At 68.5% G+C, this 23,459-nt stretch carries 23 protein-coding genes; 11 read left to right on the top strand and 12 right to left on the bottom strand.

Going from position 1 to position 23,459, the window contains the following annotated elements; genetic code table 11:
• Positions 1–162: 162 nt before the first annotated feature.
• Complete coding sequence (locus tag AQJ67_RS28135) at positions 163–1,320, top strand: acyl-CoA dehydrogenase (RefSeq protein WP_107123001.1); 1,158 nt, start codon at positions 163–165, stop codon at positions 1,318–1,320.
• Between the two features lie 199 nt (positions 1,321–1,519).
• Here AQJ67_RS28135 and AQJ67_RS28130 read toward each other — a convergent pair whose 3' ends face one another.
• Entirely contained in the window at positions 1,520–2,773 is a 1,254-nt protein-coding gene (locus tag AQJ67_RS28130; protein WP_244190618.1) for a tyrosine-type recombinase/integrase, read from the bottom strand.
• Positions 2,774–2,830: 57 nt separating this feature from the next.
• Between AQJ67_RS28130 and AQJ67_RS28125 the strand changes: the two genes are divergently transcribed.
• From AQJ67_RS28125 to AQJ67_RS47820, 3 genes are all read left to right on the top strand, one after another.
• Complete coding sequence (locus tag AQJ67_RS28125) at positions 2,831–3,382, top strand: hypothetical protein (RefSeq protein ID WP_079056229.1); 552 nt, start codon at positions 2,831–2,833, stop codon at positions 3,380–3,382.
• A gap of 70 nt (positions 3,383–3,452) precedes the next feature.
• The gene (locus tag AQJ67_RS45695) at positions 3,453–3,620 is read left to right on the top strand and encodes a helix-turn-helix domain-containing protein (RefSeq protein WP_079056228.1); all 168 of its coding nucleotides are present in this window, start codon (positions 3,453–3,455) and stop codon (positions 3,618–3,620) included.
• 64 nt (positions 3,621–3,684) lie between these two features.
• Positions 3,685–4,383 (top strand): hypothetical protein, encoded by a 699-nt coding sequence (locus tag AQJ67_RS47820; protein WP_159058840.1) that lies wholly within the window; start codon positions 3,685–3,687, stop codon positions 4,381–4,383.
• Between the two features lie 52 nt (positions 4,384–4,435).
• Here the strand turns inward: AQJ67_RS47820 and AQJ67_RS28120 are convergent, their stop codons facing one another.
• The 3 genes from AQJ67_RS28120 to AQJ67_RS50975 form a co-directional block, all read right to left on the bottom strand.
• The gene (locus AQJ67_RS28120; RefSeq protein ID WP_062722116.1) at positions 4,436–4,903 is read right to left on the bottom strand and encodes a hypothetical protein; all 468 of its coding nucleotides are present in this window, start codon (positions 4,901–4,903) and stop codon (positions 4,436–4,438) included.
• Positions 4,904–4,996: 93 nt separating this feature from the next.
• Complete coding sequence (locus AQJ67_RS28115; protein ID WP_062722115.1) at positions 4,997–5,230, bottom strand: DUF397 domain-containing protein; 234 nt, start codon at positions 5,228–5,230, stop codon at positions 4,997–4,999.
• 96 nt (positions 5,231–5,326) lie between these two features.
• Positions 5,327–5,533: a DUF7848 domain-containing protein gene (locus AQJ67_RS50975; RefSeq protein WP_482258144.1), complete on the bottom strand. Its 207-nt coding sequence runs from the start codon at positions 5,531–5,533 to the stop codon at positions 5,327–5,329.
• A 505-nt stretch (positions 5,534–6,038) separates the two neighbouring features.
• Between AQJ67_RS50975 and AQJ67_RS28105 the strand changes: the two genes are divergently transcribed.
• The 3 genes from AQJ67_RS28105 to AQJ67_RS28095 are packed head-to-tail and all read left to right on the top strand — an operon-like array spanning position 6,039 to position 7,643.
• Positions 6,039–6,293, top strand: a complete 255-nt coding sequence (locus tag AQJ67_RS28105) for a hypothetical protein (protein WP_048586994.1) — start codon at positions 6,039–6,041, stop codon at positions 6,291–6,293.
• Complete coding sequence (locus AQJ67_RS28100; protein WP_062722113.1) at positions 6,265–6,780, top strand: DUF6879 family protein; 516 nt, start codon at positions 6,265–6,267, stop codon at positions 6,778–6,780. Before AQJ67_RS28105 ends, AQJ67_RS28100 begins: the two co-directional genes overlap by 29 nt.
• Positions 6,781–6,794: 14 nt before the next feature.
• Entirely contained in the window at positions 6,795–7,643 is an 849-nt protein-coding gene (locus AQJ67_RS28095; RefSeq protein ID WP_062722112.1) for a helix-turn-helix domain-containing protein, read from the top strand.
• A 289-nt stretch (positions 7,644–7,932) separates the two neighbouring features.
• On the opposite strand, the gene AQJ67_RS28090 is transcribed toward AQJ67_RS28095, so the two are convergent.
• Both AQJ67_RS28090 and AQJ67_RS28085 read right to left on the bottom strand, forming a co-directional pair.
• The gene (locus AQJ67_RS28090) at positions 7,933–8,271 is read right to left on the bottom strand and encodes a hypothetical protein (RefSeq protein ID WP_159058839.1); all 339 of its coding nucleotides are present in this window, start codon (positions 8,269–8,271) and stop codon (positions 7,933–7,935) included.
• A 189-nt stretch (positions 8,272–8,460) separates the two neighbouring features.
• Positions 8,461–9,018, bottom strand: coding sequence for an acyl-CoA thioesterase (locus AQJ67_RS28085; RefSeq protein ID WP_062722110.1), 558 nt, complete (start codon positions 9,016–9,018; stop codon positions 8,461–8,463).
• A gap of 119 nt (positions 9,019–9,137) precedes the next feature.
• Between AQJ67_RS28085 and AQJ67_RS28080 the strand changes: the two genes are divergently transcribed.
• On the top strand, positions 9,138–10,415 hold the full coding sequence (locus AQJ67_RS28080) for an LCP family protein (RefSeq protein ID WP_079056226.1): 1,278 nt from the start codon (positions 9,138–9,140) through the stop codon (positions 10,413–10,415).
• Between the two features lie 96 nt (positions 10,416–10,511).
• On the opposite strand, the gene AQJ67_RS28075 is transcribed toward AQJ67_RS28080, so the two are convergent.
• Complete coding sequence (locus AQJ67_RS28075; protein WP_062722108.1) at positions 10,512–10,874, bottom strand: four-helix bundle copper-binding protein; 363 nt, start codon at positions 10,872–10,874, stop codon at positions 10,512–10,514.
• Positions 10,875–11,063: 189 nt separating this feature from the next.
• On the bottom strand, positions 11,064–12,518 hold the full coding sequence (locus AQJ67_RS28070; RefSeq protein ID WP_079056225.1) for an LCP family protein: 1,455 nt from the start codon (positions 12,516–12,518) through the stop codon (positions 11,064–11,066).
• A 141-nt stretch (positions 12,519–12,659) separates the two neighbouring features.
• Here AQJ67_RS28070 and AQJ67_RS28065 point away from each other — a divergent pair, with 141 nt between their 5' ends.
• A complete protein-coding gene (locus AQJ67_RS28065; protein WP_062722106.1) occupies positions 12,660–13,688 on the top strand; it encodes a glycosyltransferase family 2 protein in 1,029 nt (342 codons plus the stop codon).
• Between the two features lie 24 nt (positions 13,689–13,712).
• Here the strand turns inward: AQJ67_RS28065 and AQJ67_RS28060 are convergent, their stop codons facing one another.
• From AQJ67_RS28060 to AQJ67_RS28045, 4 genes are all read right to left on the bottom strand, one after another.
• Positions 13,713–15,299: an LCP family protein gene (locus AQJ67_RS28060; protein WP_062722431.1), complete on the bottom strand. Its 1,587-nt coding sequence runs from the start codon at positions 15,297–15,299 to the stop codon at positions 13,713–13,715.
• Positions 15,300–15,654: 355 nt separating this feature from the next.
• Complete coding sequence (locus tag AQJ67_RS28055; protein WP_062722105.1) at positions 15,655–17,499, bottom strand: LCP family protein; 1,845 nt, start codon at positions 17,497–17,499, stop codon at positions 15,655–15,657.
• A gap of 226 nt (positions 17,500–17,725) precedes the next feature.
• Positions 17,726–18,880, bottom strand: a complete 1,155-nt coding sequence (locus tag AQJ67_RS28050) for an LCP family protein (protein WP_062722104.1) — start codon at positions 18,878–18,880, stop codon at positions 17,726–17,728.
• Between the two features lie 456 nt (positions 18,881–19,336).
• Positions 19,337–20,092 carry a TIGR03089 family protein gene (locus AQJ67_RS28045; protein ID WP_062722103.1) on the bottom strand — a complete coding sequence of 252 codons (756 nt, stop codon included), beginning with the start codon at positions 20,090–20,092 and terminating at the stop codon, positions 19,337–19,339.
• A gap of 141 nt (positions 20,093–20,233) precedes the next feature.
• Between AQJ67_RS28045 and AQJ67_RS28040 the strand changes: the two genes are divergently transcribed.
• Positions 20,234–21,901, top strand: a complete 1,668-nt coding sequence (locus AQJ67_RS28040; RefSeq protein ID WP_062722102.1) for a peptidoglycan recognition protein family protein — start codon at positions 20,234–20,236, stop codon at positions 21,899–21,901.
• Between the two features lie 227 nt (positions 21,902–22,128).
• Positions 22,129–23,211, top strand: coding sequence for a mannose-1-phosphate guanylyltransferase (gene manB / locus AQJ67_RS28035; protein WP_062722101.1), 1,083 nt, complete (start codon positions 22,129–22,131; stop codon positions 23,209–23,211).
• Positions 23,212–23,459 lie beyond the last annotated feature (248 nt).

The following is a 23,459-nucleotide window of genomic DNA, read 5'->3' as shown; positions in this document are numbered from 1 at the left end:
GGTGCGCGCCCGAGCATAGTCGGAGGCTCTGAAGGGCAACTTCCCAGCTGTCGCCAAGCTCACGTACCCGTCCCGTGAGCCGACCTCTAAAATTTGAGTTACTTAACGGTAATTAGCGCCAGCACCGCACTTGTAACCAGCGTCCTTGGAGCGTGAGAGACCTTGGCCGGATCGGCTGACTTCGACCTGTACCGCCCGTCCGAGGAGCACGACATGCTCCGTGACGCCATCCGCTCGCTGGCCGAGGCGAAGATCGCGCCGTACGCCGCCGCGGTCGACGAGGACGCCCGCTTCCCGCAGGAGGCGCTGGACGCGCTGGTCGCGAACGACCTGCACGCGGTGCACGTGCCCGAGGAGTACGGCGGCGCGGGCGCGGACGCCCTCGCCACGGTGATCGTGATCGAGGAGGTGGCCCGCGTCTGCGCGTCCTCCTCCCTGATCCCCGCGGTGAACAAGCTGGGCTCGCTCCCGGTGATCCTCTCCGGCTCCGAGGACCTCAAGAAGCGGTACATGACCCCGCTGGCCAAGGGCGACGGCATGTTCTCGTACTGCCTCTCCGAGCCGGACGCGGGCTCCGACGCCGCCGGCATGAAGACGAAGGCGGTCCGCGACGGCGACCACTACGTCCTGAACGGCGTGAAGCGCTGGATCACCAACGCCGGCGTCTCCGACTACTACACGGTGATGGCGGTCACCGACCCCGCCAAGCGCTCCAAGGGCATATCGGCCTTCGTCGTCGAGAAGTCCGACGAGGGCGTCTCCTTCGGCGCCCCCGAGAAGAAGCTCGGCATCAAGGGCTCCCCGACCCGCGAGGTCTACCTGGACAACGTTCGCATCCCCGCGGACCGCATGATCGGCGAGGAGGGCACCGGCTTCGCCACGGCGATGCAGACGCTCGACCACACCCGCATCACCATCGCCGCCCAGGCCCTCGGCATCGCCCAGGGCGCCCTCGACTACGCCAAGGGCTATGTCCAGGAGCGCAAGCAGTTCGGCAAGCCGATCGCCGACTTCCAGGGCATCCAGTTCATGCTCGCCGACATGGCGATGAAGATCTCCGCCGCCCGCGCCCTGACCTACCAGGCCGCCGCCGCCTCCCAGCGCGGCGACGCCGACCTCACCTACCAGGGCGCCGCCGCCAAGTGCTTCGCCTCGGACGTGGCCATGGAGGTCACCACGGACGCCGTCCAGCTCCTCGGCGGCTACGGCTACACCCGTGACTACCCGGTCGAGCGCATGATGCGCGACGCCAAGATCACGCAGATTTATGAGGGCACGAACCAAGTTCAGCGGATCGTGATGGCAAGGAACCTTCCCTAGGGGGGTTTTTGCAGGTCAGGGGCGGTTTCGAGGGTCCGCATGGGCGTCCTGGGCTTTCCGTCCGTTGCGGCCTGATCAGGGCCGTTCCTGGGCGTCATGCTGGGGGAATCCTGGGCGGATGTCGGGCTGGAAACGGCCACTGACCTGCACAAACAACGCAGCCCCCGGCGTGATGCCGGGGGCTGTTGTCGTATGCGGGTCAGGCAACCTCTGACGCCTCCGTAGGGTCGTCGGCGCCGGGCGTCAGCATCGTTGCGATGGCGGCCCGGCCGCGCTGCTCGGCCCCTTCGAAGATGTAGTGGTAGTGCTCCCTCATTACGTCCGTACTGCTGTGGCCCATCCAGTCGGCCACGTCGTTCTCGGGGACTCCGGCGTACAGCAGCCGCGACCCGTAGTAGTGCCGGAGTGAGTGAGCCTTGCAGTACTTCACCTGCCCCTTGCCCAGAGCCTCCATCCAGATCTTCGGGTAGAAGTACGACGCGTAGAGGTAGCCAGTACGCGTCACATTGGGGAAGAGAAGCCGTTCCGGCCCCCATACGCCGTGGTTCTTGATGTGCCGCCGAAGCTCGAAGGCGACGTTCGGCGGGAGGGGAACGGTACGCCCTGGCTCGCCTTCGTCACGAGCCTTGATGTGCCGACGCTGGATCGCACTGTTCTTCCCCGACTCGGTATCTCCGTCCTCCGCAATCTGGAAGTCGACGCGAAGCGTCTCGGCCTTGAAGTCGATCTGGTCGCGGGATACCGCCATGGCCTCACCCAGCCGCAGGCCACACCCGGCCATGAGCCACAGCATCGCTCGGTATCGCGGAGGAGCGGCATCGAGCATCGCCAGGACTTCCCGCGTCGTGAGTCGCCGGGCGGTGCTCTTGTGCTCCCGGATCTCCTTGGCGCGGCTGCCCGCGCCCTTGACCTTCTTGCACGGGTTCCGGCCGATGATCTCGTTGGCAACAGCCCAGTCCATCATCCCGGAGAAGAACGAGAACCGCTGACGCCGCGTGCGGGCGGAGAGCTTCCGATCCTGCTCCATCCACAAGAGCCACTGCTCAACGTCAGCGACCTTCAGAGACACGATGGAACGGGCCTTGAAGAACGGCTCAATGGTCGTGTTGAGGATCGACCGGTACTGCTTCTTGGTGCTGTTCTCCAGCTTCCTTTGATTCGTCCACTGCTCCCACACGGCCGTCACGGGCTGCTTGCCCAAGCGGTCGTCCAAGTAGGTCCCGGCGTCGAGTTCCTGCTCCTTGCGCTTGCGCTGGTCATCAGCCCGCTTCTTGGTCTCGAACGTCTTCTGTCGCTGCTTGCCGTCCGGGTCGTACCAAAACGTCGTCCACTTCTTCGGGTCGTCCTTGGACCGTGCGACCCATGCCCTTGCCACTGAGGCAGCCCCCTCCGTCGATGACGCACGGACGGCCCGGCGTCGTGCCGGTTGTCCGGCGTGATCAAGTTTTCGCATGGCCCACCCTGGGTTGTCAACACAGGGTGGCTCACCCTGTGTGGTACGTTCGGAACTGTGGAAGCGAATGAGAGCGGGTTCGAGATCACCCAGAAGCAAGGGGCTTGGGTGATCCGCATGTGGTGGCCGACAGGGCCGATCACCGGAGGGCCGCAGCGGATCACTGTCGAGGCGGCGGAAGGCTCCGCCGGGCGTGACGTGGCGCGTGGAATCTCCACGACTGTCCTGCGGAGACTCGACCTTGCGGCGGCCATGAAGCTGGCAGAGAAGGCGCCTGAGCTTCAGCAGGGCATGGAGGAGGTGACGGCGAAGGTCGAGGAAGCGGGGTCGGCGGCGGGCCTGTTGCTGACCAACGAAGGTGTGTCAGAGCCGTACTTGGCCATGCTGGCTTCGACCTACAAGACCATGGCCGACCTGGGTGCTCCGGCTCCTGTTCCGTGGCTGGCCCGACTTATCGGCCGCCGCCCCGAGACCGTTAAGGACCATCTCAAGCGCGCGCGAAGAGAGGGCTACCTGACCACAGTTGCGGGCAAGGCTGGCGGTGAACTTACCGAGAAGGCCACGGAGGTCCTTGCGTCCTTCGTTAATTCTGATGACGACCAGGACTGACGTCCGCTAATACTGAAGCAGTACTTAATGAGCCCCCAGGTAACTGGGGGCTTTTCTTTTAGGGGGACCTATGTGCACGAAGCTGATGACCGTTGACGACGTCGCCGACTACCTGAACAAGCCCCGGTCGTGGGTATGCGGGAACTGGAAGGCCGAACAGATCCCGTTCCGGAAAGTGGGTCAGTCGCTCCGCTGCCGTCCGGCCGACTTGGAAAAGTGGCTGGACGACCAGAACTGAAGAACTCAGATACGCGCATGCCCCCGAGGCGATTCGGGGGCTTTTTGTTTGCTGAAAGGACTGAGTGGCCAAGACGATCCCGCCCTCAGGCGAACGCGGACAGGTCGAGTTGGAGAAATGTGCGGATGCGCTACTGGAAGCGGCAGGTGACGAGAGATGGGAGACATGGCCGGAACGGGCAGAGACGGAGTTCGGCCGAATAGCAGCGGCGTACACCGGGATGGTTCCTTTGAGTTGGGCTCCTATTGTGGCGACGCTTCCCACCTTCGATCCGGATCTGCACAGTCGAGACCTGCATTTCCTGATGAGGGAACGCCCCGGCACGGAGGAGCGCGACCACTATTGCGAACTGATCGCCTTGCTTTCCGAAGCAGAGGCAGTGGGCGCGGAGCACGGTTCCGGCTTCACGGTGGAGCGCCGGAACCATCCCCCGGATGCGTGCCAATGGACCGGGTGCCGTGCACCCCTATACGCCTCGCAGGCTCCACGAAAGCGCGGGCGCCCTCGTAAGCACTGTCAGTCGGGCAAGACCGGCCGCCCGGCCACCGTTTTCTCACTCCCCGGTGACAGTTCCGAAAACGGTGAGTCCACAGGAACGGTTGCGGAGCCGATGCCGGCCAGCGCGGAGCGTGAGCAGAACCGCGCATCGGTCGTCCGCCTGGACGCTTACCGGCCCGAACTGAAGCAGGCCCCGAAGCCTGCCACCGAACCGAAACGGTCGGAACCGCTCGCGGACTCCAACCCCTTCCGCGCGCTGCTCTAACCAACCAAAGGAACAACCCCGGCCACTGGCCGGGGCTTCTTTGTTGCTTCGACTACTGGGCAGGACAGGCCAGTTCAGGCTTCGAGCGATTCGGGGAACACGTCACCACAGTCAGGGACAGGTACGAGGGGCGTTCGAGGTAGAAGCCGTGGGACACATCACCGCCCTCCCCCAGCCGCTCAGCGGCGGAGTTCACGAGAAGCGTCAGATAGGTGGTGTCACGCTCCGCCTCCGAAGCGAACCGGGGCGCGTACTCGGACAGCCGTTCCCCAAGCCAGGCCGCCGCCTCCTTCGGTTCATCCCACGTGCCACGAACCAAGGAACGCGGCTTGATGAGCCAGTACGCCGTTTCCAGCGGAGGCAGATCAGAAGTCGGAAACTCCGCCGCCACCTCGCGGTAGCGCTGGATCAGTTCCGGCTTGCTTCCGGCCGGGGGCGGCTCAGGATGCGGGGGCCGCCGTAGCGCTTCCTGGTCGAAACGCTGTTTCGGGCCGGTCCACAGATAGCCGTGATGATGCACCAGTCGTTCCCGTTCAGTTCTCTTGAGGGGCGAAGGGCCAGCCGGTCCCGACCCAATGGAGGGGTGGGCCGGGACCGACTGGAGAGGGGTGGATCAGACGGACAGACCGAACCGCGCCGGGTCGATCCCGGCCGCGTCCAGCTCCTCCGTGGTGAACCGCAGCGGCTCGGCGCCCGGCCGCTTGCTGTCACTCAGGGCCCAGGCGTCCTCGCCGATCCGGGCCAGGGCCACGCACGACTCGCCGTCCGGGTGAGTGTTTCCCCCGCACGCCTTCACGAACGAGGCCCCGTCAATGTCGAGCGCGTACAGGTCGGTTCCGTTCAGCATCACTGCACCTTCCTGCTCAACTAATCGCGGCCATGGCTGACCGCCGCCGCCCATTCCGTGGCGGGAGTTCAGGGTTTCCACTGGTGAGGCAGGGCTTTACTCGGCGCGAACGACCATCGCGAACGAGGTACGGATGCGTCGGAAACCGGCGTGGCTAGATCGGCCCGTGTGGCTCATGCACTCCACGTCGACGGACGCCGACTCGGTGGAAGGTGTCGCCTTCCACTTGCAGTGCAGGCACTCGGCCTCGAATGTGACGTCCGTGTCGGGGTGCTCGGTGATCCTGTGCATCACGTACCGCATGGCCGATCTGATGCTCACAGCCCACCCCTACGGCTGCGCTCGTTGGCCTCAGCGACTCTGCTGCTCAGTCCCTCGGCCGACCCATTCGATGGGGCCTTGTAGTCAGGACACTTCGGGCTCCCGCACTCGCAGCGGGGCCAGCGCAAGGCCGAACCGGGCGCCAGGTCGGCGCCTTCAAGGCCAGGGTCACTCTTCTGCACCATGAGCACGCCACCCCCGCCGAAGGCTCCGGAGAGACGGGAGAGGAACTGTCGGGCCTCACTGCCGCCCAGGTGATCAGCCGATTCGGTGCCCCGCGCCCTGCCGTCGCTGTCGCTCACCATGGCCCGCCCTCTCCGGTGACTCCGCTACGTCAAGGACGGTAGGGAGTGACGGGTGTTGGGCTCCACGAACTTGCATGAGCTTGCACTGCAATTCGCGTGACCAGTAGCCCTATTGACGCTGTCTCAGCAGTTCAACGAAGCTGATGCAAGCCCGAGCAAGCACCTAGACCAGGGAGCCAGCCATGGCCGTAGAGTTCATTGGAATCGACCCCGACACGGACCGGGACCACTGCCCCACCGTGTGGGCGGACGCGGACGCTCAGGAGATCTTGTTGCAGGGGTGGAAGCCGAGCACCGAGACTCAGGCGGAGTGCGAGGCGAGCAGCCCCGCGAACGGCTCGGTACCTGACAGCGAAGCCATCGTCAGGATTCCGGCCCGGATGATCCCGATGATCAGGGAGGCGTGTGATGCCGTCGAGCGTGCCCAGCTTCGCTGAGCTGCTTGGCCAGTGCGACCGGTCCGCCGTTCACCTGGAACTGCGTGACTCCTACGCCCCGACGGACCGGTTCGAGGCATGGAAGCGTGGTGAGCGGATCAATTGGGAGGACCGCGAATCCTGGTGGCACCCCTACGACCAGTTGATCACGGACACCGTGGCCCGGGGCGTGGCGATCCGCCGGGCCCGGGTGGTCTCCGAGCCTGTCTCGGACTACATCCGTTGGGAGCACTACGTCACCCGCGCCAACGTCACGGCGGGTGAGGAAGTGCGGTGGTTGCCACGGCGACGGGCTACGAGTATTGCCCTGCCGGGCAATGACTTCTGGCTCTTCGATGGCATCCTGCTCCGGGTGCACCACTTCTCAGGTGATGGAGTGGTGGTGGAAGACGAGATAACGGCAGACCCGGAAGCCGTGAAGCTGTGCTCCGCCGCCTTCGAAGCGGTCTGGGAGCGAGCGATCCCGCACCACCTGTACGAGATCTGACGAAAGCCAGCTCCATGCCCTCACACCCCTCCTCACGCGTTCAGAAGGCCCGTGAAGAACTGGCCGGTCGTCTGCGTGAGATCCGGAAGGACGCGGGGATCAGCGGGCGGGAGCTGGCCGTCAGATGCGGCTGGTCAGAGTCGAAGTCATCCCGGATCGAGAACGCCAAGACCCCTCCCTCCGACGCGGATATCAAAGAGTGGTGCCGAGCCTGCGCGGCTGATGACCAGGCCCCCGACCTGATCGCTGCCAACAGACAGTCCGCAGATGCTCATGTGCAGTGGAGGCGACTCCAGCGAAGCGGTCTCCGCCGTGTGCAGGAGTCCACCGGGGACCTGTACCAGCAAACAAAGATATTCAGGGTCTACGTCTCCGACGTGATCCCCGGATTCCTCCAGACGCCCGGATACGCGGCTGCCTTGTTGTCATCCATCGCAGACTTCCGGGGGACCCCGGACGACGTGAGCGATGCTGTGGCGGCCCGTATGAGGCGTAACGAGGTGCTGAGCAATGGCGCACGCCGATTCTCGTTCGTGCTGGAGGAGTCGGTGTTGCGGTACCGGCTGTGTAGTGCGGAGACCATGGCGGCACAGCTTGGTCACCTGCTCGGGGTTATGGATCTCCAGAACGTCGCCGTGGGGCTCATCCCGTTCTCAGCACAACGAGCCGTGTGGCCCATGCCCACCTTCACGATCTTCGATGACACCAAGGTGCACGCGGACACCCTGGACGCTGCCGCCACGCTCACGCAGCCCAGTCAGGTCGAGCTCTACACCCGGGCCTTTGAGCGGCTGGCACAGGGAGCCGTGCGGGGAGCGGCGGCACGTTCCCTGATAGCGGATGCGGTGGCCTCCCTGACGTGACCAGCGGTATCGGCGCACCCTCGTCAGTGATCATGGGGAAATGCTGGGGAGGCCCCCTCTAGGAGGGGTGTTCGGGCAGGTCAGAGCCGTATTACCTGTAAAGCGCGCAGATTTATGAGGGCACGAACCAGGTCCAGCGGATCGTCATGGCCCGCAACCTCCCCTGAGGCCCGAGTAGGCCCTGGCCTGCACGGACGACGAAGCCCCCGGCGTGCTGCCGGGGGCTTCGTCGTACGCGGATCCGCGTTGTCACGGTGGCGTGGAGGCCGGGACGGGAGGCCTGACCTCGTCAGGGGATGAGCAAGTAGGGCTTGCAGTCCGCGCACCCCTTGTGCTCACTCAGCTCGATGTCACCGTAGTCGTTGTTCAGGGTCATCTTGCCGCTGGCGTGATACCACTTCGTCCAGTCGCCGTTGAGCTTGACACGGACCCAGGCGTGCCCCGAACACGAACCACCCGAGTACTTCTTGGTCCACGCGATGTAGTTGTCCGCGTAGGCGTAGTACTTGCTCCCACAGCTACGTGTCCAGAAGTGGTCGTCGGCGGCCGCCGCCGGGCTGCCCACCGCGATGAGCGAACCGAAGGCCGCGGCGAGCGCGACCACCCCGAATTTCAGTCGACCAAGCATGATCTTCCGTTCCCCCTGTTCGAAGCGACCTGGTTCGACGCGATGCCACAGCTGGTGGCATGTTCACCGTCGAAGCCCTGCACGGGCCGGGCCGGCACCCACTATGGCCCCGCCCCGGCCTCAGCCGATCCTGAAAGGTTGCAGGTTGCGCCGGGGGCGACCATATGCCCCGGCGCCCGCTGCGGACACTCAGTCCTCGAACCCCTCCGCCAGCCGCTTCTCCCGCAGCTCCTTGATGGCGCGGCGGCGGGCCAGCCGGTGGGTGCGGCGGATCTGGGCCTCCTGGTTGCGCCGGTTGTCGCGTTCGGTCTCCGGTATCACCGGGGGCACCCGGCGCGGCTTGCCGTCGGCGTCCACCGCGGCGAAGACCAGGTAGGCCGAGCCGACCTGGGTGGGCGGGGCCGACTCGTTCCAGCGCTCGGCGAGGACGCGTACGCCGACCTCCATCGAGGTCCGGCCGGTCCAGTTGACCTGGGCCTTCACATGGACGAGGTCACCGACACGGACCGGCTCCAGGAAGGCCATCTCGTCCATGGAGGCGGTGACGGCGGGGCCACCGCTGTGCCGACCGGCCACCGCACCCGCCGCGTCGTCGACGAGTTTCATGATCACACCGCCGTGCACCGTTCCCAGGAGGTTGGTGTCGTTGTGGGTCATGATGTGACTGAGGGTGGTGCGGGACGCGGATGTCGGCTTGCCCGGGATCTCCTGAGTGCCCGACTCCGCTGTGGTGACCTGGTCTGTCATGGCCTCCACCTTATGCCGAGCCGACATTCGCGGACTTTGTGTTGGCTTCGCAACAGCCGTGCCTCTATTTTCCCCCGAACCTTGTAAGGCACCCGGCCGTGCCCTGCACACTGGGGCGCATGAATGACTGGCCCGGTGGATGGTCCGACGACAATCGCGGTAACCGCTACGGACGCGGCAGCTCGAGCGCACAGCCCGAGGGTGCCCGCGTGATGCGGCAGGTCCGCCGCGGTCCGGCGGCGCCGCCCGGCCAGGGGTACGGCGGGGTGCCGCAGCAGCCGTCGTACGTGAACGGCCAGGGCCACGGCGGCTACGACGCCGACGACGGTTACGACAGCGGCTACAACACCGGGCAGGTCTACGGCGGCGGCCCGGGCGGCCCCGGCGGCAGGGGCACGCACGAGCCACGCCCCGCGCCGAACTGGCGGCGCCGGATGAAGATCACCGCGCTCACGCTGGTGACGGTGCTGGTCGTGACGACCGTCGCCACCTACTTCTGGGCCGACGGCAAGCTCAACCGCGAGGTCGACCTGTCCAAGGTCATCGACCGGCCGGAGGCGGGCGAGGGCACGAACTACCTGATCGTCGGCTCCGACAGCCGTGAGGGCATGACGGCCGACCAGAAGAAGGAACTGCACACCGGGTCCGCCGAGGGCAAGCGCACGGACTCGATGATGATCCTGCACACCGGCAGCAACGGCCCGACGCTGGTCTCGCTGCCCCGTGACTCGAACGTCGAGATACCGACCTTCGTGGGCTCCGAGTCGGGCAAGACGTACCAGGGCACGGGCCGGCAGGTGAAGCTGAACGCGGCGTACGCGGAGGACGGCCCCGAACTGCTGGTCCGCACCGTCGAGGCCAACACCGGCCTGCACATCGACCACTACGTCGAGATCGGCTTCGCCGGCTTCGCGAACATCGTGGACTCGGTCGGCGGCGTCGAGATCGACATCCCGCAGGACATCAAGGACTCCAAGTCCGGCGCCGACTTCAAGAAGGGCAAGCAGACCCTGAACGGCGAGGAGGCGCTCGCCTTCGTCCGCACCCGGTACGCGCTGGCCGGCTCCGACCTGGACCGGACGAAGAACCAGCAGAAGTTCCTGTCCGCCCTGGCCAACCAGGTCGCCACCCCGGGCACCGTCCTCAACCCGTTCAAGCTGTACCCGACCATGGGCGCCGGCCTGGACTCGCTGATCGTCGACAAGGACATGGGCCTGTGGGACCTGGCGTCCATGTTCTGGGCGATGAAGGGCGTCAGCAGCGGCGAGGGCAAGTCGATGAACATGCCGATCTCGGGCAACACCTCGAACGGCAACCTCCAGTGGGACACCGCGAAGGTGAAGCAGTTGGTGGAGCAGCTGAAGAACGACGAGACGGTGACCGTCTCGGGCAACTGAGCCACGGCACGTCGACGACAGCGCCGTAGGACAACCAGCGGAACATCGAGGGCACCCGGCAGGCTCCGGGTGCCCTCGACCGCTGTCAGGCGTCCGTCACATCGTGGCGCCCGCCATCGCGCGACAGGTGGCGGCACAGCGACGACACGCCTCGGCACAGCGCATCATCTGCGCATCGTCCGGCATGGACATACACGCCTCGGCGCACATCTCGCACGCCTTGGCGCACATCGCGCACATCTCGGCCGACATGGGCGAGCGGCGCATCATCATGTCCGCGCACATGCGGGTCGTCTCGGCGCAGTCCATGAGCGCCCGCATGATCTGCATCTGAGCCTGGCCGCCCATCTGCATGCAGGAGCTCATGGTCTCCTCGCAGATGCTGTGGCAGGTCATGCACGCGTCGACGCAGTCCTGCATCTCCTTGGTCATGGCAGGCATGGTTCCGGGCTGGGTCATGGCTCCTCCTGGGGGACGCTGGAGCCCGGGGCGGGCCCCGTGCCCTTCCGTCCTACGCCCGCCCACCGCGCCGCGCCATCGGGCGGACACGAACAATTCACACCAGATGCCCCACGAGCCAACGCGTCCGGCATTCCGCCGAATGCCGCCGCACACGTCCATTGAGGTGAAGGACGGTGCAGGGGGTGTCTACGAGCACCCCGCCTCGTCGCCCCGCACCACGATCGACTGGCCCTGCGTCGGGTCCTCGGCCCGCACCTTGCGCACCTTCTGGAAGTCCGCCCCGAGCATCACCTTCAGCGTCGGCCCCAGCCCCTTCACCGCACGCAGCTCGCTTCCCGGCAGCGCGGCCGCCAGCGACTTCGCCGAGCGGTCCCAGCCGGGGTCGTGGGCGACGACCGTCCGCTTGAGCGCCCGGTCCGCCGCGGACACCGGACGCCCCGTCGTACGGAACCCGGTCGCCGCCAGCGCCGCGTCGACGCGCTTGCCGAGGCCGTTCTCCTTCGTGCCGTTCTCCACCTGGACCTGGATCTGCTGCGGGGCGACCTCCACGGGCACGGCCCGGCGCTTGGGCCGGTGCGCGGACAGCGGCTTGTCCTCGCGCAGGGCCCGGAAGAGACGCTCGGCCTGTGCGGTGTCCCACTTCACCGTGGAGCCGACGCCCTTCACCTCGTACTCCAGCTGCCCGATCGGCACGGTCGTGAACTCCGACGACGACGGCGAGAAGTTCCGCATCGCCCGCCCGAGGTCGAGCAGCTCGCCCGTCCCGAAGCCCTTGTCGGCCCGTACCGAGCCCAGGACGGCCCGCGTCACGTCCCGGAACCTCATCGGGTTCAGCAGGATCCCGGACGACGTCGCCCGCTCGACCAGCGCCGCCATGAACCGCTGCTGGCGGTGCACCCGGCCCAGGTCGGAGTCACTGTCGACATGCCGCGCGCGGACGTACTGCAACGCCTCGCCGCCCATCAGCCGGTGCCGCCCGGCCGGCAGGTCCAGCCCGGTGTACGAGTCCTTCATCGGCTCGGCGGTGCAGATCTGCACGCCGCCGACCACGTCCACCGTCTTCATGAAGCTGGTGAAGTCGACCTCCAGATAGTGGTCGATCTTGACGTGGGTCATGTGCTCGACGGTGCGCACGGTGAGGTTCGGACCGCCCTCCGCGTACGCCGCGTTGATCTTGATGGGATGGGTCTTGCGCCCGTCGCCTCCAGGCACCTCGGCGTACGAGTCGCGCGGCAGGCTCACCACGCTCGCCCGCTCCCGGTCCTCCGAGATGTGCACGATCATGATCGTGTCGGTGCAGTGGCAGGGGGCGCCGCCGAGCCGGTACTTGCGCCGCTCCTCGTCGCTGATGCGGTCACGGCCGTCCGTGCCGACCAGCAGGACGTTCATCCCGTGCCCGGCCTGCGGCCGGTTCTTCATGTCCTTGAACGGGTCCACGCGCGCGATCTTCGCGTCGAGGCTGGTGACCACGGCGTGCCCGATCCCCGCCGAGGCCAGGATCACCACCGACAGCGTGGTCACCGTCCGCATGGCCCAGCGCGGCCGCCTGCGCCGTCGGGGCGCGACCGGCCGCGCCCCGCCACGGGACGGCTGCGGACTGCGCTGCGGCGAGGCGGGGGAGCGGCGGGGCGGCGTGGGCATGGGGGGATACCTCCGCTGGGGTTGCCCTGGGGGCCGTACGTGGGATCCGTGAGCACCGTAGGCCCATACGATCTGCTGCCCGGGGCAGCGACCCCGGCGGCGCGCACCGCTGTCCCCCGTTCGCGGTAACGTGAGGCCCCTATGAACGCCAATCCCGACGTGCAGCTCCCCGCCGTGTCCGTCATCATGCCCGTCCTCAACGAGGAGCGGCATCTGCGCGGAGCCGTCCAAGCGATCCTCGCGCAGGAGTACGCCGGCGAGATGGAGGTCGTGATCGCCCTCGGTCCGTCCACGGACCGCACGGACGAGATCGCCGCCGAGCTCGTGGCCGACGACCCCCGCGTGCACACCGTCCCGAACCCCACCGGCCGCACGCCCGCCGCGCTCAACGCCGCGATCAAGGCCTCCCGCCACCCGATCGTCGTCCGCGTCGACGGCCACGGCATCCTCTCGCCGAACTACATCGCTACCGCCGTCCGGCTCCTGGAGGAGACCGGCGCGCAGAACGTCGGCGGCATCATGCACGCCGAGGGCGAGAACGACTGGGAGCACGCCGTCGCGGCCGCGATGACCTCGAAGATCGGCGTCGGCAACGCGGCCTTCCACACCGGTGGCGAGGCGCAGTCGGCCGAGACCGTCTACCTCGGTGTCTTCCGGCGCGAGGCGCTGGAGCAACAGGGCGGCTACAACGAGGAGTTCATCCGCGCCCAGGACTGGGAGCTGAACTTCCGGATCCGCGAGGCGGGCGGCCTCATCTGGTTCTCGCCCGAGCTGAAGGTGTCGTACCGCCCGAGGCCGAGCGTGAAGGCCCTCGCCAAGCAGTACAAGGACTACGGCCGCTGGCGGCACGTCGTCGCCCGCTACCACGCCGGCTCCATCAACCTGCGCTACCTCGCCCCGCCGACCGCGGTGTGCGCGATCACGGCCGGCCTCGTGGCGGGCGCCCTGGTCACCCCGTGGGCGCTGGTGATCCCCGGCGGCTATCTCGCGGCCATCGCCGCCGGATCCGTCCCGGCCGGCAAGGGCCTCCCGCTGAAGGCACGCCTCCAGATCCCGGTCGCCCTCGCCACCATGCACATGTCCTGGGGCTACGGCTTCCTGACCAGCCCGCGCTCCCTGGCGAGGAAGGTCATCGCCTCGCGTCGCCCGGCGGTACTCAGCGCCAACTGAGCCCCGCCGGGCGGGCGGTGCCCGTCACCAGGTGAAGTCCGGGTCCACCTTCATGCACGCCTTGGTGTCGGAGGCGTTCAGCGCCTCCGCCGTGTCCGGCGTCCTGTCGTCCTCCTTGGGCGCCTTGTACGCCGTACCCTCGCGCCAGTCGGCGCCGACGACGAGCGTGACTCCGGAGACGTTCGTGGACTTCTCGACGGCGCTGGTGGGGATGCCGAGGGCCTTGGCGAGCCGCTGGGCGTCGCCCTCCAGGTCGGCGCTCGGGTAGCGGACGAGTGTCGTGTCCTCGACCGGCGTGGTCGAGGGGTCCGCCACCGCCCGGGCGAAGCCCTTGTCGACGAGCAGCCCGGCGACGGTGGTCGCGCGACCGGAGGCCGGGGCGAGCGTGTCGGTCCGGGTGCCGTTCTGCACCTGGACGGCGATCTCGTCGTCCGCCGCGGCCGGGTCGGCGGAGCCCTTCTCCTTGGTGGGCTTCTTCTTGTCCTTGCCGTCGAGGGCGATGTCCTCACGCACCAGCCGGAACAGCTTGGTCGCGTCCTCGGTGGGCACCACCCGGCCGGTCTGGATCGTGTCGTACTCGTTCGGCATCGTCGTCATGGTGATGCGCGACGTCGGCACCTTCTTGAGCTCGCCCGCCAGGTCGTACAGCTTCGCCACCGTGCCCAGGCCCGGGTCGACGGTGAGGGCGTTGGTGGCCGCCTCGGCGAGCGCGCGCAGCTTGCCCGGGTTGCTGAGCTTGGCGCTCTTGCGCAGCTCACGGACCATCGAGTTCATGTACTGGTGCTGCGCCTTGGCCCGGGCCAGGTCGCTGCCGTCCTCGAAGCCGTACCGGGTGCGCAGCCACTGAAGGGCCTGCTCGCCCTTGACGTACGTGGTGCCCTTCTCCAGCTTCAGTCCGGAGCCGTGGCCCTTGCTGTCCTTGGACTCGATGTTGGCGTTCACACAGACCGGGACGCCGCCGATCGCGTCCGCCATCGACACCACACCGGAGAAGTCGATCATCATGAAGTGGTCGATGTGGATGTCGGTCAGCTTCTCCCACGTGGCCACCGTGCACCCGGGTCCGCCGCGGCCCAGCGACTGGTTCGTCATCGCGCGCTGGCGGGCCTGGTACACGTCCCCGCTGTCCGGGTCCGTGCACTTGGGCATGTCCACCAGGGTGTCGCGCGGCATGCTCACCACCGACATGTTGGTGCGGTCGGCGGACACGTGCAGCAGCATCTGCACATCGGCGAGCGGTACGCCGCCGAACGTCTCCTTGGCGCCGCCGAGTTTCTGGTTCTCCTTGCTGTCCCGGGCGTCCGAGCCGATCAGCAGGATGTTCAGCGGCGTCTGACCGGCCGCGTTCGCCTCGGTCTCGGCGGCGCGGTCCTTCGCGTCGCCGATGTTGAGGTCGTCCTTCTTCAGGTTGTCGTTGAGGTGCTGGTAGTAGAGATACCCGGCACCCGCGGTGCCCAGTATCACCACCGCCAGAACCGTCGCCGACCAGCGCAGCGCACGCCGTCTGCGGCGCCTGCCGTCGGTACCGCCGCCGCCTCTGCGACCCCCGCCACGGTGCCGGCCGCTCTGGTCGTCCGGCGTGTCCTGGTCGGCCTGCGGGGTGAGGGACATGGTGTCCTCCACCGCGGGGGACTCCCCTCGCACACTGCTCTGCGCCAACTCTCTGCCCTTCCCCGCCCTTTGCCCGACACGGCTTCGCACCGCCCCGGACCTCCCTGTCCGGTGCGGAGCGCACCATGGCAGACCACCCTGTCCGACACCGGTTCGCTACCTGTCAGACCTGTGTGGGTCCGGACCGGGTTGGCCACGCGTCGGCAAAATCCACGCCGGGTCGGCAGCGCGCCGCGCCCGGGGGCCAGCCGCTGCGACGCCGGCCGACACACCTGCGTCGTGTGTCAGACCAACGAGCCTGCGGCACAGTTGCCTTCCCGGCGCGGATTTCGTGCCGGGAACGGCGTCTCGTGGGCTACTTCGCGCACTCGACCTTGTCGGCCGTGGACTTCTCCACGTCGGGAGCCTTCGTCGGGGCCGTGAGCGAGATGCCCGCGCCCTTGAAGTCCTTGCCCAGGGTCAGGGTCATCGTGGGCAGGCCCTGGGAGTTGGTCACGCTCTTGCCGGGCTTCATCGCGGACCCCGACAGCCCCATGATGGCGGCGAGCCGGCGAGCCTGGTCCGCCTGGTCCGGCGCGTACTCCAGCGTTGTCTTCGCCAGCGTCGCCGGGGCGTTGCCCGCGTTCTCGGACTTGGTCACGCCCTCCTCGGTCTGCAGCCAGGTGAGCGTCTCCTGGGCGCTGCCCGCGGGCGCCCCGCCGTTGTAGACCTGCACCCGCACCTCGGAAGGGTCGGTCTTGGTGCCCTTGAGCCGGGCGGCCACGGCGGCGGCCTCCTTCTTCTTCTGCTGCTTGACCGCGGTGAAGGAGACGTCGTTCTGGATCGCCTGGAAGACCTGGGGAGCCGTCGCGTCGTTGAGCACGACCGTCGCCTTGACCTTCTCGGCCGGGTTGTCGACCACCGGAACCGTCGTGAAGGTCAGGTTCTTGGTGTCGAGCTTGCCCAGCTCCAGACCGAGGTCCTTCAGCTTGTCGATGCTGTCGAGCTGGGAGTCGACGGTCAGCGCCTTGGTGCCCGCCTCCGCCAGCTTGATCATCTTGGTCGGGCTGGAGAGCGTGTCGTTGGACTTCAGCTTGCGCATCAGCGCGCTGAGGAACTGCTGCTGGAGCCCGATCCGGCTCAGGTCACCGCCGAAGCCGACGGCGTGCCGCGTGCGGACGAAGGCCAGCGCCTGCTCGCCCTCGATCACGTGCTCGCCCTTGGGGAGGTTGAGGTGGGAGTCGGGGTCGTTGATGTCCTTGCCCAGGCACACCTCGACGCCACCGACCGCCGTCGTCAGGGTCTTCACCGCGTTGAAGTCGGCCACCATGAAGTTGTCCGGCTTGATCCCGGTCAGCTCGGTGACGGTACGGCTGGTGCAGCTGGGGGTACGGCCCTCCTGGCCCAGGCTCGTGTTGAAGCGCACGCCGGTCTCGCCGGGGATGACCTTCTGGGAGCCGTCCTCCTGCGTGGTCGGGCAGTCGGGGATGTCGACGATGAGGTCGCGCGGGATGCTCAGCGCGGTCGCGTTCGAGCGGTCCTTGGAGACGTGCAGCAGGATCGTGGTGTCGGCGTGTCCCGCGCTGCCGGAGTCGCCGTACTTGTCGTTGCCCGCGCCCGTGCGCTTGTCCGTGCCGATGAGCAGGATGTTGATGGCCTTGTCCTTCTGGAAGCCACCGGTGCTCGCGCCGTCGTCGGAGACGGACTGGATGTTGTCGTTGAGGTGCTCCAGGTAGAGATACCCGCCGACCGCGGCGGCGACCACCACGAAGGCCGTCACACCGCCGGTCCACAGCAGGGCCTTCTTCGCCTTGCTCTTCTTCTTCACCGGCCGGCGACCGCGCCGCCCCGCCGACGGCTCCTCGGGCGCGCCTCGGCGCCTGCGCTGCGAGGGGACCTCGCGGCCGGGCGCGTTGCGGTCCGGGCGCGGGTCGCGGCCGTCGCGGGCCGGGGCGGCGGTCCGATTGCGTACGGCACCTCCGGCACCTCCGGCACCTCCGGCGCCACCGGCTGGGGCGGCGCCGTTCGCCGCACGCCCCGTGCCCGCTCCGCCCGTCCGTGCGGCGGCGCCGGCCCGGGAGGCGGATCTGCGCGGTCCCGGAACCGACGACTGCGGAGAGGAAGGAGTCAGTCGCAGTTCGTATTCGCCGGTGTTCGGATTGAGCACCCACTGGTCTGCGGGATCGATGTCGTCCGCCCGCCCACGGCCTTGCGCGTCCACGGTTGTCTGAATCCTCCGTCGGGGCCACGCGGCGCCTTCCCCCTCCAAGGCGCTCGGGTCTCTCGGTCAAACAGTGCGCAAGCCTAACTACGGCAGGGAGCACCGGAGCGCTCACACTATCCGCCCAGTTCAGCGTCAAGCGACGACGGTGACAAATTCCACGTCCCTACAACTGGGCAATCCGGCGCATTTCTTTGAACTGGGGTTCGCCGACTTGGTGAGCGTTTTACTCACAGGGGTTCTCGGCGGCGGTGTTGCCCCGGAAGGTGGGTGCCGGGGGAGTGGGCTCGGCGGGGTGGTTCGCCTGCCCGCTGGAGGTCTTCCCGTCATTGCCATGCGAACTCCTGTGCGAAGAATCGCGGGACGGCCCCTGGGGTGTTTCGGGCGAATTCACGACTTCCACCGGGGCGTCGACGCGGAGCCGCTGGAAGAGCTGCCGCGCGTCGGGCTCCACGAGTTGGTCGCGATTGGCGTTGTATATGTACGACTCCCGGGGGACCGTGAGAAATTGCACGCGTTCGGTGGGGATGTCGCGCACACCGCGGGCGAGTTCGTACAAACCGCGCAAACTGGCCAGGGCGGGGTCGGTGGTGAGGGAGGACGTCGCCGCGTCCAGGACGGGATAGAGCCTGACCGGATTCAGCAGGACGTCGTTGCTCTGGACCTTGTGCACGAGCGCGGCGAGGAAGCGCTGCTGGCGTTCCATGCGGTCGGTGTCGCTGCCGTTGCCGAGGGACTTGCGGGCACGGACGTAGCCGAGGGCCTGCTCGCCGTTGAGGGTCACCTTGCCGGCCGGGAGCCGTAGCTTGGCCGCCTTGTCGTTGATCGGCTTCGCCAGGCAGAGCCGTACGCCGTCCACGGCGTCGACCATCTCCTTGAAGCCGTGGAAGTCGACGACCACGTGGTGGTCGACCCGGATGTCGGTGAGCCGCTCGACCGTACGGATCGTGCAGGCCGAACCGCCCTTCTGGAAGGCGTAGTTGAACATCGCGAACATCGGCTGGGTGCGGGTGCCGTCGCGGCGCCGGCAGCTCGGGACGTTCACCATGAGATCGCGGGGTATCGACACGGCGGTGGCGCTGCGGCGCTCGGCGGAGAGGTGCAGCAGGATCGTGGTGTCCGAACGCTCGGTCCCGGAGTCGCGTCCGTAGCGGCGGTTGGCCCGGCCCGCCCTCGAGTCCGACCCGATGAGCAGGATGTTCTGCGCGTCGCGCACCAGTGAGGTGGGGCGCTCCTTCTCGTACCGGGCGAGTTCGGCCGCGGCGGCCTCGTCGGGCGTGATGTTCGCGTCGAGCTTCGCGTACACGGCCCACCCGACCCCGCCGGCGACCACGAGCACACCCCCCACCCCGAGCGCCCCACGCCGCACCCACCGCCGCATGGGCCCCCTCCTGTCGCGCGCGCGTGCGGTGTCGGTCACGGCTGGGTCCACCCCTCAGTGCGTGCTGCGTGCGGTGTGGGCTGCTGTTACGACCATGGCGTGGATGGGGGGTGGGGGGTGGGTCGTGGAGGGCTGAACGGGTGACGGTGGCCTGCGGCGGCGGCCTGCCGGCGTCCGGGCGGTGCTGCGCGCCCCGGCCGCCGACGATCACTTGCCGGGGCCGCCGCGGGCCTGCCGGGCCTGTCCGGCGTGCGAGGTCGAGTCTTTGCCGTCACTAGCCCCCACCCACCCGCAGGGGGCGACGCCGGCCCGGGCCCTTTCAGCCCGTCCGGCGTTTGAGGACGAGGCCGAAGGCCGATAGGGGGTCCAGGGGGCGAAGCCCCTTGGCGGGGTCGAAGGGGCGGAGCCCCTTCAAGGGATGGGACGGGTAGGGGCGGCGGGGGCGAGGAACTGCGGCTAGCGGGCCGTCGTGGTGACCCGTTCGTCGTCGATACGCTTGGCCAAGGCATCCTCGCCCAGCGCATCGAGGTGGCGACACAGCACGACCGACCCGCCGGTCGCCAGGGCACCGTACAGCCCGGCATTGAGCCCCTCCCACGTGTCGTACGGAAGGGCAGAGAGGATCCGGGACCCGGGCCCGGCGAGACCGAGGTCCGGCGCCTCCGCCCGGGCCCGCTCCACGACCTCGGCACCACTGAACTCCCGCCCGGCCACGATGAGCGCGGGCCCCTCGGGATCCACCGGAGCGTAAGGCGCAAAGCGGTCGCCCTGACTCGGCACCTCCACCGCGTAGTCGGCGAAACCGGCCGGCGGCTGCGGAAACCGGCCCCCCAGCGGCCGTAGCGCCAACGCGACCCGTTCCCCGCGACACACCCGCGCCGCCTCCAGACCCTCCGGCCCGCTCACCACCACGTCGGCCGCCGCCGGGTCTCCCCCCACGTCCGCCACGGCGCCCACCGACGAACACGCCAGCAACCACACCGCCGTCTGCCAGTGCGCGGGCAGCAGCAACGTGACCCGGTCACCCGGCCCGGCCCCGAGGTCGCCCTGGAGCAGATTCGCGGTCTTGGCCACCCAATTGGCGAAGGTGGCCACGGACAATTCGACACGTTCCCCGGTGGCGTCGTCGTAGAAGGTCACCAGGGGGCGTCCAGGATCCGCGGCAAGCGCGGAACGCAGCAGGTCGGCAGGGGTGCGATCGGTGGCGTTCACCCGCGCAAGCGTACGCGGGCGAGCGGGCGCGCACCCCCGTGCGGGGGCGCCGGCCCGCCACCGGTTCGGACGAACAACGGGCAGACGCTTCGTCAGTTCTCCGATGGACAGGTTTGTATGACTATGTCCAACATCAGGGGTATGCGTGGATTCCTTGCTTCCTCGATCGGTGTCACATGCGCGGCCGCTCTGGCCCTCCCGCTCACCCCACCCGCCGTCGCGACCCCAGCGAGACCGGCGTCCGGAGTGCAGGCGGCCACCAGCGAGAGGCCGGTGGCCGGGCCGGCGGGGCGTCACGACGACTCCGACGCGTACGTCCCGGGCAGCACGCAGTCGCTGCCGCTCACCCCCCTCAACCGTGACCGCATCCTCGGTACCCCCGTCGAACAGGGGCTGTCCCCCCGGGACGTACCGCACTTCTCCCTCGTCGGCGTCACCTGGGACCGCCCCGGCGCCGAACTGCACGGCCGCGTCCTGGTCCGTACCCGCGCGGTCGGCACGGGTGTCTGGTCCGGCTGGCAGGAGGTCGAGACGCACAACAGCGAACACGCCGCCGACCCGGGCACCGACGAGCCCGTCTCGGGCCGGGTGCGCGGCTCCACGGCGCCCTTGTGGGTCGGGGAGTCGGACGCCGTGGAGGTGCGGGTCACGCCGGAGACGAAGACGGAGACGGTACGCCCCCGGCCGACCGACGAACCCGAGGACGAGGAGGACGTCGGGACGGAGGACGGGGAGGAGCTCGCGGAAGAAGCGGGGGAGGAAGCCGGAGCGGAAACCGGGGAGGAAGCCGGGGAGGAAGCCGGGGAGGAAACCGGAGCGGAAACCGGAGCGGAAACCGGAGCGGAAACCGGGGAGGAAACCGGAGCGGAAACCGGGGAAGAACCCGGGGAGGACGTCAACGGCGACGACTCGACGACTGCCCCCGAGAACGCCACCACCCTCCCCGCCGGCCTCCGCCTCGAACTCGTCGACCCCGGTGAGCCCACCCCGGTGAAGGGCGGCGACCCCGGCGGCGCCACCCGCCCCGGATCCCTGAAGACCGAGACCGTCGAGACCGCCGAGGCCCTCGCCGCATCCGGTGCCAACGCCGCACTCGCCCCCGTCGGCGCCGCCGAGATCCCCGCGCTCGACCGCACGGCGACCGAGCGGGAGCTGCTGGCCCTGCGCGGATCCGAGTTGACGCAGGCACAGCGGGCGAAGCCGTACATCGGGCCACGGCCGCGCATCGTCACGCGGCGCGGCTGGGGCGCGAACGAGAGCTGGCGGGAGCGGCGGTTCGTCTACACGAAGAAGGTGAAGGCCGCCTTCGTGCACCACACGGCCACCGGCAACAAGTACCGGTGCTCGCAGGCCCCCTCGCTCATTCGCGGTATCTACCGCTACCACGTCAAGAGCATGGGCTGGCGCGACATCGGCTACAACTTCCTCGTCGACAAGTGCGGAAACATCTACGAGGGTCGCGCCGGGGGTGTGGCGAAGGCCGTCCTGGGCGCCCACACTCTCGGTTTCAACTCCAACAGCATGGGGATCGCCGTCCTCGGCAGCTACGGCACCACCAAGCCGACCGCCGCCTCGGTGAAGGCCGTGGCCCGGCTCACGGCTTGGAAGCTGGGCCTCTACGGTGCCAATCCGCGCGGAAAGACATATCTGACGTCCGGCGGTGGCAATCTGTACCGAAAGGGAAAGAACGTACGACTGAATGTGATCTCCGGCCATCGCGACGGCTACTCCACGGCGTGCCCAGGCCTCCAGCTCTACCGCAAGCTCGGCTCGGCCCGCGCCTCGTCGGCCCGCTACCAGGGCCGCTGAGCCGAAGGCGAGTGGGAGTCCACGGGAGTTGACGGGAGGGGGAGGGCAGGGACAGGAAGATGGGGTGGGTGGATCACAGATCAGGTGGATGACATTCACCGCCGACGGGGGGCACGGGGCGGAACGCGAAGTACCGCACTGCCGTCGAAGGCGCCGTACAACGGACTGCATACACTGGCCGGCCGAAAGACAGTTCGGCCGGTCCCGGCAGGAAGCAGAGACGACAGGTGACAGAAGCGATCCTCCTGGTCGGCGGCAAGGGCACTCGGCTGCGTCCGCTCACCGTGCACACGCCGAAGCCGATGGTTCCGGCGGCCGGGGTTCCGTTCCTCACCCATCAGTTGGCGAGAGCGAGAGCGGCGGGCGTGGACCACATCGTCCTGGCCACGTCGTACCTGGCCGAGGTCTTCGAGCCGTACTTCGGCGACGGCTCGTCGCTCGGCCTCCGGCTGGAGTACGTCACGGAGGAGGAGCCCCTCGGCACGGGCGGCGCGATCCGCAACGTGGCCTCCCGACTCCACTCCGGCCCCGACGACCCGGTCCTGATCTTCAACGGCGACATCCTGACCGGCCTGGACATCAGGGCCCTGGTCCGCACGCACGAGACGACGGGCGCGGACGTCTCCCTGCACCTCACCCAGGTGACGGACCCGAGGGCGTACGGCCTGGTCCCCACGGACGAGACGGGCCGGGTGACGGCCTTCCTGGAGAAGCCCCAGACCCCGGAGGAGATCGTCACCGACCAGATCAACGCGGGCGCCTACGTCTTCCGCCGGTCGGTCATCGACACGATCCCGGCGGGCCGCCCGGTCTCCGTGGAACGCGAGACGTTCCCCGACCTCCTGTCCGCCGGAGCCCACCTCCAGGGCATGGTCGACTCGACCTACTGGCTCGACCTCGGCACCCCCGCCGCCTTCGTCCGCGGCTCGGCCGACCTCGTCCTCGGCCACGCCCCGTCCCCCGCCGTCCCCGGCCGATGCGGCGACCGCCTCATCCTCCCCACGGCCACCGTGGCCCCCGACGCCAAGCTCACCGGCGGCACCGTGGTCGGCGAGGGCGCCTTCGTCGCCGAGGGCGCCCGCGTCTTCGGCAGCACCATCCTCCCCGGCGCCGTCATCGAACCCGGCGCCGTCATCACCGACTCCCTCATCGGCACCCGAGCCCGCGTAGGCGAACGCTCCGTCCTCACCGGCACGGTCATCGGCGACGGCGCGATCATCGGCGCCGACAACGAACTCCGGGAGGGCGTCCGAGTGTGGTGCGACGCGAGAATCCCAGCGGGGGCGCTCCGCTTCTCACCGGACGTGTAAAAGACCACCGGTACTTTCAGCCCGCCCGACCCCCGATACCGAGCCTTCGCCGTCCCTGGCCCCCACCGCCAGGGGCTTCGTCAGCCCAGGCACCCCCAGCCCGTCCGACGTTCGAGGGCGACCATTGCCGTACCGCAGGGTGCTTCGCCGCCCAGACCCCCCAGCCGGTCCGGCGTCCAAGGAAGAGTCTTTGCCGTCCCCACCCGCAGAGGGCTTCGCCCAGGCCCCCAGCCCGTCCGGCGTTCGAG

Source organism: Streptomyces caeruleatus (assembly GCF_001514235.1).
Lineage (GTDB): Bacteria > Actinomycetota > Actinomycetes > Streptomycetales > Streptomycetaceae > Streptomyces > Streptomyces caeruleatus.
Note: the sequence above shows the minus strand (reverse complement) of the source record. Positions and strands in the feature narration are given on the sequence as shown.